Raw genomic sequence first — 12,903 nt, forward strand, 5'->3', positions numbered from 1 at the left:
CTACCCCTTAACAAACTCTTTAATCTTATCTGGATTGCGCATCAAGCTCGAGCCTATAAGAAAGGCATCTGCTCCTTTCTCCTTCAATAACCTGATTTCCTCCACGGACTCTATCCCGCTCTCGGCCACCTTGGTAACTGTTGAAGGCATCTGCTCCAGTAGTTTCATGGCCATCTCCTTCTGAATTGTCAGCGTGAGGAGATCCCTTGAGTTCACGCCTATGAGACTCGCTCCGCACCTCAAGGCTATATCTAGATCTTCCCTGTCGTGAACCTCGACCAAGGCCTCCATTCCATAGGATCTCACGTATTCCAGGAGGCCTGAAAGTTCCCTCTCCGTGAGAATTCTTACGATAAGTAAAACGAAATCGGCTCCAAGGTCATATGCGGTATCTACCTGATTTTCCGTGACCACAAAATCCTTCATGAGCAGTGGAATCTTGACGTTCCGTGCTATTCTCTCCAGATACTCATAGGATCCGCCAAACACAGTATTTTCAGTAATGACGCTGATGGCCACAGCCCCGCCCTTCTCCATTTCCCTGGCGTATAAAACAGGGTCCCTATCCTCAGAAAATCCGGAGGGAGACTTCCTCTTATACTCTGCAATCACCGGGTTAAACCCTGCTTCTTTCGTGGTCCTTATCCTTGGAACTATCTGCAGAACTGGCTTCTCCCTGCTTCTGGAAACGTAAGGTCTCCTCTTGGCATTTTCAACTACTTCCTTGATCCATCCTTCAAGATATCTTGGCATTATCAGATTCTGTTGAGGAAGTTGTAAAATATTTTTTGTCCTAGGGTAGTTCCCACGCTCTCAGGATGAAACTGAACACCGTAAATCCTGTACTCCACGTGATGTAGACCCATTATCTCCCCATCCTCCTTGGAGACCGAGTCAACCGCTAGAGGAGGGGTGACATTATCCACGACCAAGCTGTGATACCTGGTTGCCCTGAACTCAGTTGGCAGTCCGGTGTATAGGGGGCTTTCTCCAGTTCTGACAACGGTGCTGAGTTTCCCGTGATATATTACCCTAGCCCTCCTTATTCTGGCTCCGAATGTATAGCCTATGGCCTGATGTCCCAGGCAGACTCCAAGAATTGGAATTCTCTTCCCCAGGGTTCTGATAACCTCAGGAACTATTCCCACGTCCTCTGCCTTCTCTGGGGATCCGGGGCCTGGCGATATCACTATTCTGTCCGGCCTAAGTCTCTCGATACCCCTCACAGATATCTCGTCGTTTCTCACTACCAGGGGGTAACTTCCAAGCTCTCCTATACTCTGTGCGATGTTGTAAACGAAGCTGTCATAGTTATCTATTATCAAGGTTATGTCCATTAGCTCACCCCAAGAGCTACCTTCAGGGCCCTCATCTTATGCTCGGTTTCGAAGTATTCCTGCTCAGGCACCGAGTCGTAAACTATCCCTGCTCCTGCCTGTATGCGGAGTATATCCCTGTTAATCATAGCAGTTCTAATTGTTATTGCGAACTCTGCCGAATTCCTGGAGATGAAACCAACCGCACCAGCGTAAGGCCCCCTCTTATAAGGCTCCAGCATCTCTATTATGTTCATTGCCATGGGTTTTGGAGCACCACTTACAGTCCCTGCAGGGAACATGGACCTTAGAACGTCCAAGGAACTTGCATCCTTTCTCAACGTACCCACAACCCTGCTGACTATATGTTGCACGTGACTATACTTCTCAACATAGGCAAACTCAGGGACCTTCACCGTTCCGGGGACGCAGGACTTTCCTATGTCGTTTCTAGCCAGATCCACCAGCATCAGGTGTTCAGCCATCTCCTTCTCGGAGGCAAGAAGTTCCTGTTCCAGTTCGAAATCCTCATCGCTCGTCTTTCCCCTAGGTCTGGTGCCCGCTATTGGAAAGGTTTCGGCGATTCCCTTCTGAACCGAGAAAAGGAGCTCCGGGCTGGACCCTATTAGTCTCCTCTCTCCAAATTTCATGTAAAACATGTAGGGAGATGGGTTTATCCTTCGTAAGTTTCGATACAGCCTCATTGGGTCACCTTGTACCTCATACCTGTAAAATCTAGAAAGAACGACCTGAAATGCGTATCCAGACCTGATATACTCCAGGATCGAATTTACCCCGGATTCATACTCCCGCTTATTCATGGATTCGTCGTAGGGAGTGACCTTAAACTCGTCCTGTTCAAAACACCCAGCTATTGATGGTATATCACCCTCCACGAACACTTTGCCCAGCGCGTGATCAAAGACCAAGATATTCTCTGGAAGGAAGAACTCGGCATCTGGCCAATCCTCAGCAATGGGTTTTAAGTCCCTTATCGTCTCCCACCTTCTCACTGCGTCATATGAGATATAACCCAGAAGCCCACCGGAGAACCTTAGCTCTCCCTCCTCCACTCCCCTCAGGGCATTGGTTACCGACTCCTCTAGGTCATCTCCTCTATTTACTTGGATCTTTCTCTTAACCCCCCAGGCAATTACGCTGTATCTGGCGGTATTCTGGGAACCCTCAACGCTCTCCATTAATGCAGCGATTTCCTGGTCTCTTTCAATACACTGATAAACCTCATAGGGTTGGGCAAATGCCGTAATGGGGTAGGTCTTCATCTAATCGCCTCTAGAATCTTCCTCACCTTACTTAGGTTCTTTTTCCCAGGGTAGTCCTCAACTCCCCTAGATATGTCAAGCCAGCCAGGCTCAAGTCTCAGGAAATCGTTAACATTATCAGGGGAAATACCTCCTCCGACTCCCAGTCCTGGATAGTCCCTCAGAACTTTTGACAGGAAATCAAAGTTGGGCCTATCTCCTTTCCTCTCCAGATCCAGAAGAACCATGTTGGTAACGTCTAGGACTCTACGCAGATAGTCCAAGTATCTCTCCGATGAAGGGACGTAAAGAATGGTCTTCTTGGAGTACGACTTAGCCAACTCAAGTTCCTCCTCGCTCAGGACCCTGTGTACCTGAACCGTGTCAACGTAGGGGTTCTCCAAGATAACCTGAAGCGGACGTGTCACGTTCACCGAGACTAGTGGAGTGGACACGCTCCTTCTCACTATCCTCAAAAACTGGGTTTTAACGTATCTGGGGCTCACAGGATCCTCCAGGAAACCAAGCATGTTAACCCCCAATCTAGATATCTCCACCGCGTCATCCAGAGTGGCAATACCGCATATCTTTATCTTGGTCATAGCGACTCCCTTATGGTATTGAACTTGGTGAGATCACCGTTATCCCTCACCACGATCTCCATTCGTTCAGGTAACCTTCTTACAAGTTCCTCTGATAATTCAAATCCATCCTTAAAGTCAGAAACCACTCCTGCAGTGTAAAGGGCAACGCTCACGTTTATCCTGATGAATTTCTCCACGTCCTTATCCTTTCCCGCACATGCCCTCAACACCCTCCTCACAGAGTCCAGAGGATCAGTGGTTGTTAGTCTGGAAACGAGAACTGGTTGACCAATAATCTCGGTGAAATCGAAAGTGTACTCCTCAACCTTTCCCCCTGCGACTTCCGTAATATAGGTCTTACTTTGAGGGCTAACCTCGTCTAACCCAGGCTCTCCATGAACCAGCAGAAGCTTAACGTAACCTAGCTTAAGGGCTGCCTCTGCAAGCTTTCTCATGACTGGCAGGGAGTAAACTCCCATAACCTGCCTCTCAGATCCTGCGGGGTTGGTCAGGGGACCCAACAGATTGAAGATAGTCCTGACTCCCAAGATTCTCCTTACTGGTGCCACATTTTTCATGGAGGGATGATATAGCTGGGCAAATAGAAACACGAAATTATCCCGCGAAAGCAGATCCTTTGCCTTTTCGGGAGGAACCTGAATGTTATAGCCGAGGGACTCAAGGAAGTCAGCGCTACCGCTCTTACTGCTTGCAGCCCTATTGCCGTGTTTCGCCACGGGGAAGAGGGAGCTCACAGCTAGAGCCGATGCTGTGCTTACGTTGATTGTCCCCATTCCATCTCCTCCTGTACCAGCGGTATCAAGGGTGTTCCTCAAATCCAGTTTCAATGCGTGTTGCCTCATGGAAGTGGCGAATCCTATTATTTCCTCAGGAGTCTCTCCCTTCATCTTGAGCGCCACTAGAATTCCAGCAACCAGGGGTTCTGGTATTGATCCCTCCATAATTAAATCTGCCAGCTCCTTGGCCTCTTCCTGGGAAAGAGAGATCCCCTCAGTTAATCTCCTGAGTACCTCCCTAGGCTCCATCTAGTATCCCCCTGAACTTTCTAGCTAAAGAAATAGCTGATTCGACCCCGTTCCTCTCTATTTCCTCAATGTAAACCGTACCTATGGCCACACCGTCCGCTCCAGCCTTAAGTGCCTTCTTCATATCCTCTATATCAGAGAGACCAAATCCCACCACTAGCTTGTTATTGACCAAGGTTCTCACCCTGGTTATGAGGGAATCTACGCTAACAGGTAGGGGAACCCCAGTGGTGGGTCTAACGCCGTAATAGAGGAACATGTCAGACAATCTGGATACCTTGTGTATAAGGGGATCCGGAACTGAGGGAGATGTGAAGATCACCGCACTTAAACCGTGACTCTTGATCTCGTTAACGTATTTCTCATACTCATCGACGAAGTCTATGAGAAGATCTGGGAACAGCACGCCATCAATTCCCACCTCTTTCATTTTAGCAAGCACCTGCGAGAGAGAGGACACCCAATCCTCCAGATATGTCAGTATCACGAGGGGAACGTCTACTGCTCTTCTAGTTTCCTCCAGGAGGGACCAGAAATCAGTCAGCCAAGTAGAAACTTGTTTATAGCTCCGCCTAATTACGGGTCCATCGTATTTGGCGTACTTGGGCAGGAGACCTATTTCCAGAATGTCAGATCCGGCCTCTACAAGTCCCTTCACCAGCCTCAGATAGTCCTCCCTATTGGGATAGCCGAGCGTTGCATAGGACACAAGCATCTTCAAGCTTAACCAATCCTCTTCATCATGGATTCGTAGTTGGGTAGATCCAGCAATCCGTGACCGCTCAGGTTGAATACTATCACCTTCTTCTCGTTCTTGATCTTGGCCTCACGTGCCTCCTCTATGACTGCCCTTATGGCGTGAGAGGACTCGGGTGCTGGAACTATTCCTTGGGTTTGAAGGAATATTTGAGCGGCCTCAAATATCTCCTTCTCATTGTACTCCCTCCAATCCACTATCCCCTCCTTGATTAACATGCTCAGAGAAGGCGCAGCTCCGTGATATCTCAGCCCTCCAGAATATATTGGAGGTGGTACATAATCCCTTCCCAGAGTGATCATCTTGACGAGAGGCAAAAGTCCCGCACTGTCTGGGAAATCGTAGTTGTAAGCTCCCTTGCTGAACTTCGGTATCTCGTACGAGCCAACTGCAATGTACTTGGATCCCTTCTTGGATCCGATGAACGGGAAGGCAAAGCCTCCAAAGTTACTCCCTCCTCCCACACAACCCACCAACACGTCCGGTTCTTCGTCTAGCTCCTGCAGTTGCTTCATAGCCTCTAGTCCTATAACGCTCTGATGCAGAACCACAACATCTAACACACTTCCCACAAGGTACTTATAGCCATTGGAAAGGGCGTACTCTATGGCTTCGCTCATGGCTATTCCAAGGGAGCCTGGATGATTTGGGTTCTCATTCAGAACCTTCTTGCCATACTCGGTGTGTGATGTGGGGCTAGCAAAAACCTGCGCGCCATACAACTGCATAATGGTTCTCCTCTGTGGCTTCTGTTCGTAACTCACCTTCACCATGAAAATCGTGGAATTAAGTCCATACATCCTTGCCGACAGGGCCACGGCTGTTCCCCATTGACCGGCCCCGGTTTCAGTAACTAAGTGATCAACTCCCTCCTTCATGGAAAAATAGGCCTGCGGTAAAGCGGTGTTTATCTTGTGGGAACCGGTGGGAGTTGCCCCCTCATACTTGAAATATATCTTGGCAGGAGTGTTGAGAAATTCCTCTAGTCTCTTAGCCCTCACCAGTGGGGTAGGCCTGCCTATGTTTATGTAGGCCTCCCTTACTTCTCTTGGGATTGAGACAAACCTCTCCACCGTGAACTGTTGTCTCAAAACCTCACTTGGCATTATCTTTCTCAGGAGATCTATCCTAGAGAACTCTGCATCTGGAGGATCCCTAGGAGGAGGTAAGGGTTTAGGTAAATCAGGTATAATGTTATACCAATAACTTGGTATTATTTCCTCACTATTTGCCATTGGTGCAACAAGAACACCGTCTATTAAATAATTTTGTCCTTTTTAAATGTATAGGATTCCCCTAATACGTGTCGAAGGAGGTGAACTCGCCCTTATAGTTCTCCATCTTATGCGTTACCTTGGTCACGAGAGCTAGGGGTGGTCCTTTCCATAGGTAGTTGAGAAACTGCTGAATTGATTCCTCGTAACCCTCGGCCACCACCTCAACTGTTCCATCTGGCAAGTTTTTTGCATAGCCCTTTAATCCAAGCCTCACAGCGTGAATTTGTACATATCTCCTGAAACCCACTCCCTGCACTTCTCCCTCAACTATTGCGTGAAGCCGTGCTAAGCCCAAAATATCACCTCAGTGTCGCTCCACTTCTTCACTACTCGGCTAAATCCCTTTCATCACTATATTTTTAACTGCCTAACAAACCTAAAAAGCCAATGATCAAGATAGCAATTGCTGGCCTTGGAAATTGTGCATCCATGCTTGTGCAAGGAATAGAATATTACAGGAAAATGGGAGAGAACTATTTTGATGGATTGATTACGCCAGTTATAGGCGGGTACAAGATAACCGACATTAAGGTGGTAGCGGCCTTTGATGTCTCCGTTAACAAGATAGGGAAGGATGTAGCGGAGGCAATATTTGAGAAACCCAACATAACTCCTAGAATAGTTGAGATGGATAAACTGGGAGTTGAGGTTTCCCCAGGGCCCGTGCTGGATGGAGTTGCCCCCCACATGACTAACGTGTTCAATCCCTCTGGTGAGGGAAATCTCGAATCCGTTGTGGACACTCTGAAGAGCAGTGGAGCGGATCTACTTGTCAACATGTTGCCGGTGGGTAGCGAGATGGCTTCCAGGGCCTACGCAAGGGCATCGCTGGAGGCCAGAATAGGTTTTGTGAACGCAATTCCCGTTTTCATTGCAAGCGATCCCACAGGGGAATTTCCAAGGAAGTTCAAGGAACTTGGTTTGCCCATTGCCGGAGACGACGTAAAGGGACAGGTTGGAGCCACAATATTTCACAGGGCCATTACCTCGCTCTTCAGACTGAGGGGAGTCAAGGTGGAGGAAACCTATCAGTTGAATGTGGGAGGGAACACAGATTTCCTCAACATGAAGACGGAAGAGAGGCTTCACTCCAAGAGAATAAGCAAGACCAAGGCCGTGACAAGCACCCTTGAAAACGAACAGGAAATAGAGACCCAAGGAAGGATAAGAATTGGGCCAAGCGATTACGTCCCCTTTCTTGGAAACACCAAGGTGGCGTACATTTACGTCAACGGATCGGGATTTGCTGGAAGACCAGTGAAAGTAGAGGCAACCCTAGAGGTGGACGATAAGGCTAACTGCGCCTCGGTGCTTGTGGATGTAATAAGGGCAGTGAAGCTGGCCAAGGATAGGGGAATAGGGGGTCCCCTCAACGAGGTCTCTGCGTTCTATTTCAAGCACCCGCCTAAGCAGGCTAAGGACGATGAGGAGGCCTATCTCTGGTTCAAGAAGTTCATTGAAATGTGAAATCTGTGAGGAAAGGGATGCCAGAAACACATGCAGTATATGCGGGAGAGTGGTGTGTGACCTCCATTTCAGAGGGAATATATGCTCCGTGTGCCAAATGTCGATGTGCGAGCTCTGTGGAAGAAACCTCTCCATAGGCTACTGTGAGTCATGTGGTAGACTAATATGTGAAGAATGCGTTGCTTACTCCAACGGTTCAAGAAGAATATGTAAAAAATGCGCTGGGTTACCTTCTTCTTAGAAGAAGCTTCTGCTCTATACTGGCAACAAGTCTCCTCGTGTATATTACCGTATCCGGGTTTATGCTTATGCTGTCGATGCCCTCCTTCACTAGGAACTCGGTTACTTCGGGGTAGACGCTGGGAGCCTGCCCGCATATGGAAACTGTCCTTCCGTACTTGTGGGCTATCCTGATCAATCTCTTCATGGATCTCAATACAGCGGGATCCCTCTCGTCATAGTAGCCCATTCTCCCTAGGATTTCCGAGTCTCTGTCCACACCGAGAGTTAGCTGAGCTAGGTCATTGCTACCTATACTGAACCCATCAACCATCTTTGAGAACTCATCAGCCATGGTTATGACGGAAGGAACCTCGGCCATTATCCAGACCTTAAAGTCACCACTCCTCCTGAGACCCTCATCCTCCATGATTCCTATGGCCTTGTTCAATTCCCAAGTGGTTCTGACGAAGGGGAACATAACCCACACATTCTTTAGACCCATCTCTTCCCTAGCCTTTCTGATTGCTCTGACCTCCAGTCTGAACGCCGGTTCATACTGCTGGCTTACGTATCGGGAAACTCCCCTCCATCCTATCATTGGGTTTCTTTCCTCGGGTTCGAACTCCTCTCCACCTATCAATCCCCTGTACTCGTTGGTCTTGAAATCGGAGAACCTAACCACTACCGGTCTTGGATATATGGCTGACGCGACTCTAGCTATTCCATCGGCTAACTTGTTCACGAACTCATCAGGTTTCCCTATTTTTATGAGATAGAGCGGATGATGCTTTATCCACTCGCTTACAATAAACTCTATCCTCATGAGCCCTATTCCGTCAAACGGAAGATCTAGATATTTCTCAATTATGTCCGGCTGACCCAGATTCATGTATATTTTTGTGCCGGTGACGGGGAAGAGACTCAGGAGCACATCCCTAGACAATCCAGAAACAGAGGTCCCCTGGTGCTCCTGTTTTGGCTCCTCTGCGACTATCCTGCCGGCATATACTACTCCCCTTGTGGCGTCCACCGTGATCTCTTGACCGGTCTCCAGAACCTTTGTGGCATCCTTGGTTCCCACTATTGCCGGTATTCCCAGCTCCCTAGAAACTATTGCCGCATGACTGGTTATCCCACCCTCGTCTGTAACTATTGCAGAGGCAATCTTCATCACGGGGACCCAATCAGGGTCCGTCATCCTCGTTACAAGGATTTCTCCCTTCTGGAAGTCCTTGGATTCCCTCACGTCCATGAGAACCCTGGCCTTTCCGCTAGCTATACCTGGGCTTGCTGCCAGTCCCTTAACAAGAACCTTCCTCTCTGTGGGTTGAGTAGTAGACTTTACCACCTCCTTTCCCTTGGAGGCCCAGAAGGTTTCGGGCCTAGCCTGTACTATGAAGACATTATCCGGAAACTTCATGTCAGCATCTATTGCCCACTCTATATCCATGGGCATACCGTAATGACTCTCAATTTTCAGGGCTAATTTAGCCAATTCCAGCGCTTCCTCGTCCGATATACTTGGGCTCTCACTCTCATCGCCATTAAGCGGAACCTCGACGTTATTCCCCTGATTGTACACGATCTTCATGCTTTTCTTAGCTATTCTCTTATCCATGATCTTCAGATCGGATTTGGAAATTATGACCTCGTCAGGGGTGACCTTTCCCCCAACTACAGCCTCTCCTAACCCCCAGGATGACTCTATTACAATGAAATTTCTATCGCCGTTTGAAGGGTTAAGGGTGAACATTACTCCAGAGGACCTAGAGTTTACCATTTTCTGGACTACAACGGCCATCTCCACTTTGGAAGAGTCTATCCCCTTGCTCTTCCTGTACTCTATGGCCCTCGCGTTATAGAGACTGGCCCAGACAGCCTTGACCATATTGATCAGATTTGCCCTCCTCACGTTGAGATAGGTGTCCTGTTGACCAGCAAAACTGGCGCTCTCTATGTCCTCTGCCGTAGCAGAGGACCTAACGGCTACCAATATCTCCTTACCCACTGACCTAGAAAGCTCATCAAAGGAACCGTATATCATTTCCTCTAGGTCATGGGGAACCTGTGAAGTGAGAATCAGATGTTTTATTCTCTCGCTAGCCTTCTCAGACGATTCCTCCTCCTTCAGGATTGAAACAATCTTATCCCTTAAACCATTATAATCCAGAAAGTACGAGTAAGCTTTTGAAGTAATAACGAAGCCAGGGGGTACGCGGATCCCCTGGCTAAGGAGCTCCCCGAGGTTAGCCCCCTTTCCCCCTGCAAGCTCTACCATATCTTTCCTTACTCTCGATAAAGGAAGGATACCCTCTTCTTTCAAAATTTGAGTAACCAATAAGATATCCCCACTATCTTTTTCGAATCAAAACTTAAAAATCTGCTTAGAAGATTAAAGCGATTAAAAAATAGATCATATAAAACAGAAAGGATTAAAAGAATGAGAGTTATTTAGCCCCGTTCCCGTTCTCTGCCTTCTGGGTTGTGGTCACTAAGGCGGGAAGGTCAGGGAAGTTCTCCTTCATTCTCTGCTCAGCTATCATGCTTGCCTCCTGCAATATCTTCCTTGCCTCTGGGCTAGTGGCAGCCTGCTCTATGCTAGTACCAGTGAAGTCTCCGGCCTCTATTACGACCTCCTGTAACCCTTCCTCCACGTCAGCTAGCTCCATACTGATCTCAGGCATCACTCCCTTTATGGCATTCTTTAGTTCCCTGACTACGCCGATCACGGGAATCAGGTTGTTAAATACGTCAGCAACCTCTGTTACGGTTTCAAGCCTGAGCTGTACCTGTTCAAGGGCAATCTGCACCCCTATTATTTGCTTCGTCATCTTTCTAATCTCAGCTATTTCGTTGGCGTACATGGATGCCCTGGCATTGTCCTTGGCCATCTGCGCTGAAATAACCCTTTCAAACAGAACTCTGTCTCTCTCCTGCATCTTGGAGATGTATACTTCTAACCTGTTAATTGTGGTTCTCAACTTGTAATTTGAGGTGACCAGCTTATACTTCAGGGGTTGCTTTGTCTTGAAAGCGTTCTTAACTCTCTCTCCAATTCCAGCCTCTTGCCTTCCATTCCAGTTCCTCACGAAGTCCTCTACTTTACTGGTCATGTAAGCTCTATTGTTTATCTTGGGGAGAAACAACGTTTAAGATAGAATATACATAATACAGGTTAACTGGCGCGTGATAACATGGCGGACTTCAAGGCTAGGTTAGATGGAGAAAGGATTATATTGGAAACGATAAATGGAGCTCCCCTCCTCATCAGGGAGGTAATAGTAAAGTACAGCGTCACCTCTCTTTCTCCGTCAGAGGAGAGGAGCAGGAGAACCATCACGGACGAGACTAAAGTGGAGAAGATTACCAACAAACTCGAGATACCCACAAGAGGTCTAGACGTGGTGGAGGTAACGGTGATCTACAAGAAAGGCGAATCTACCTTGAGGGAGGATCTGGCCATTTAGACCTTATCTTCTCCCAGACTTCAGACACCCGTTTAACCGTGTCAGGATCACTTTCAACTGGATCTGGCCAGTCCTTTCCCAACTCCTCCCTGAACTTCCTTGTCGCATCTATCCCCATTTTACTCCCTAGGGGCGGATTGGGGACAGTGTGATCTAAACTATCGTTTAACGCGTTGGTCACTATCATGACGTCTCTTTGCGGATCCACCGTACTGGCAATAGCGTAAAGGACCTGGTTCATGTCGTGAATGTTGACATCAGCATCAACTACGATAACCAGCTTCAGGAAGCTGAGCTGGCCAGTGCCCCATATGGACATCATGGCCCTCCTGGCCTGTCCTGGATATCTTTTCCTGATCGAAAATATTCCAATACTGGTGAAGAGACCGTACTCTGGCAGATTCATGTCCACCAGGTCCGGGATTATCATTTTCAAGAAGGGGAGGAATATTCTCTCCACTCCCTTGCCTATCCAGGCGTCCTCCAGTGGAGGCTTACCCACCGAGGTCACGTGATAGATGGGGTTCTCCCTGGAGTGGGCCTTCTCAAGTTTGAACACCGGATAGTAATCCTGGGGAGTGTAGTAACCCAGGTGATCCCCGAAGGGTCCCTCAGGCCTCAGATCGTTCAGGTCCACGTAACCCTCAAGTACCGACTCGGCATGTGCAGGAACCAGTATACCATTGTCCAGCTCCACCACATCCACACCGTCATCCCTTAGTATCCCGGCGAACAGGTACTTATCCAGCCCTGGAGGTACAGGAGATGCTGCGGTGAACGTTATGATAGGATCCACCCCATTGACTATCGCCACTGGCACCTTGGTCACGCCTAGGTCCCTATACTTAGAAGCTGCTAGGGATCCTCTCTTAAACGCCTGCCAGTGCACTAACGCTTCCCTGTCGTTCAGTATCTGTATTCTATAAATACTTAGATTATTGACATTTTTTTCTGGGTCCTTAGTTATTACAATAGAAAACGTCATGTACCTGCCTGCGTCCTTGGGCCATGTTTTTGTGGCAGGTAATCTCTCCAGGTTTAGGCTCTTATCCTCCCTGAAGAGGGCTCTCTTACCCTTGGGCATGTATTTTCCCATCTTCAGGAGAGATGGAAGAGATCTGACCTTGTCAAGTATCGTGACAGGAACTTCGCCGAAACTCGCCAGGAAGCTGTCCGCTATCCCCTCAAGGTTCCTAGTCCCAAACAACTCGTAAATCCCCTCCATGGAATAATACACGTTGGTTAGGACTTTCCAGTCAGGGTAACCCTTAACCCTAGTGAAGAGGAGTGGTGGAAGATGGGAGTATGTGGCCCTTCTTCCCAGCTCCGCTATCTCTAGGTTCACGTCGACCTCATGCTCTACCTCGATAAGCTTACCCCTAGAACGCATGCTCTCTAGATAATCCCGCAGATCCTTGAAACCCATGGAGTCAAAGGTCCCATAAAGTTTAAATTTTTACATACAGCGATCATGCAGGCTGGTGACATGTCGTTGGAAACAAACT

Annotated in this window: 13 protein-coding genes; 2 read left to right on the forward strand and 11 right to left on the reverse strand. The window is 48.2% G+C overall.

Features of this window, described 5'->3' with window-relative positions; translation table 11 throughout:
• The 8 genes from trpC to QVC96_RS13025 all read right to left on the reverse strand — a co-directional run bounded on the left by trpC (nt 1) and on the right by QVC96_RS13025 (nt 6,537).
• Nucleotides 1–753 carry an indole-3-glycerol phosphate synthase TrpC gene (gene trpC / locus QVC96_RS12990; protein WP_287689495.1) on the reverse strand — a complete coding sequence of 251 codons (753 nt, stop codon included), beginning with the start codon at nt 751–753 and terminating at the stop codon, nt 1–3.
• Nucleotides 754–755: 2 nt separating this feature from the next.
• Nucleotides 756–1,337, reverse strand: coding sequence for an aminodeoxychorismate/anthranilate synthase component II (locus QVC96_RS12995; protein WP_287689496.1), 582 nt, complete (start codon nt 1,335–1,337; stop codon nt 756–758).
• Nucleotides 1,337–2,599 carry an anthranilate synthase component I gene (locus QVC96_RS13000; protein WP_287689497.1) on the reverse strand — a complete coding sequence of 421 codons (1,263 nt, stop codon included), beginning with the start codon at nt 2,597–2,599 and terminating at the stop codon, nt 1,337–1,339. Before QVC96_RS13000 ends, QVC96_RS12995 begins: the two co-directional genes overlap by 1 nt.
• Complete coding sequence (locus tag QVC96_RS13005) at nt 2,596–3,180, reverse strand: phosphoribosylanthranilate isomerase (protein WP_287689498.1); 585 nt, start codon at nt 3,178–3,180, stop codon at nt 2,596–2,598. The genes QVC96_RS13000 and QVC96_RS13005 overlap by 4 nt, the downstream gene beginning before the upstream one ends.
• Nucleotides 3,177–4,208: an anthranilate phosphoribosyltransferase gene (trpD, locus tag QVC96_RS13010; RefSeq protein ID WP_287689499.1), complete on the reverse strand. Its 1,032-nt coding sequence runs from the start codon at nt 4,206–4,208 to the stop codon at nt 3,177–3,179. The genes QVC96_RS13005 and trpD overlap by 4 nt, the downstream gene beginning before the upstream one ends.
• Nucleotides 4,198–4,923, reverse strand: a complete 726-nt coding sequence (gene trpA / locus QVC96_RS13015) for a tryptophan synthase subunit alpha (RefSeq protein ID WP_287690509.1) — start codon at nt 4,921–4,923, stop codon at nt 4,198–4,200. Before trpA ends, trpD begins: the two co-directional genes overlap by 11 nt.
• An 8-nt stretch (nt 4,924–4,931) precedes the next feature.
• Nucleotides 4,932–6,200 (reverse strand): TrpB-like pyridoxal phosphate-dependent enzyme, encoded by a 1,269-nt coding sequence (locus QVC96_RS13020; protein ID WP_287689500.1) that lies wholly within the window; start codon nt 6,198–6,200, stop codon nt 4,932–4,934.
• A gap of 61 nt (nt 6,201–6,261) precedes the next feature.
• Nucleotides 6,262–6,537: an acylphosphatase gene (locus QVC96_RS13025; RefSeq protein WP_238026022.1), complete on the reverse strand. Its 276-nt coding sequence runs from the start codon at nt 6,535–6,537 to the stop codon at nt 6,262–6,264.
• A 92-nt stretch (nt 6,538–6,629) separates the two neighbouring features.
• Between QVC96_RS13025 and QVC96_RS13030 the strand changes: the two genes are divergently transcribed.
• Nucleotides 6,630–7,709: an inositol-3-phosphate synthase gene (locus QVC96_RS13030; RefSeq protein ID WP_238026021.1), complete on the forward strand. Its 1,080-nt coding sequence runs from the start codon at nt 6,630–6,632 to the stop codon at nt 7,707–7,709.
• A gap of 226 nt (nt 7,710–7,935) precedes the next feature.
• Here the strand turns inward: QVC96_RS13030 and ppsA are convergent, their stop codons facing one another.
• Together ppsA and cdvB1/B2 are read right to left on the reverse strand one after the other, a co-directional pair.
• Nucleotides 7,936–10,269 (reverse strand): pyruvate, water dikinase, encoded by a 2,334-nt coding sequence (gene ppsA, locus QVC96_RS13035; RefSeq protein ID WP_287689501.1) that lies wholly within the window; start codon nt 10,267–10,269, stop codon nt 7,936–7,938.
• Nucleotides 10,270–10,378: 109 nt separating this feature from the next.
• Entirely contained in the window at nt 10,379–11,044 is a 666-nt protein-coding gene (cdvB1/B2, locus tag QVC96_RS13040; RefSeq protein ID WP_287689502.1) for a cell division protein CdvB1/B2, read from the reverse strand.
• An 81-nt stretch (nt 11,045–11,125) separates the two neighbouring features.
• Here cdvB1/B2 and QVC96_RS13045 point away from each other — a divergent pair, with 81 nt between their 5' ends.
• Nucleotides 11,126–11,398, forward strand: a complete 273-nt coding sequence (locus QVC96_RS13045; protein ID WP_238026019.1) for a hypothetical protein — start codon at nt 11,126–11,128, stop codon at nt 11,396–11,398.
• Here the strand turns inward: QVC96_RS13045 and QVC96_RS13050 are convergent.
• Entirely contained in the window at nt 11,370–12,824 is a 1,455-nt protein-coding gene (locus tag QVC96_RS13050) for a UbiD family decarboxylase (protein WP_287689503.1), read from the reverse strand. The two genes, QVC96_RS13045 and QVC96_RS13050, sit on opposite strands and share 29 nt — an antisense overlap.
• Nucleotides 12,825–12,903: the final 79 nt, after the last annotated feature.

Origin of the sequence: Metallosphaera javensis (ex Sakai et al. 2022) (assembly GCA_021654415.1) — an archaeon.
Taxonomy (GTDB): Archaea; Thermoproteota; Thermoprotei_A; order Sulfolobales; family Sulfolobaceae; genus Metallosphaera; species Metallosphaera javensis.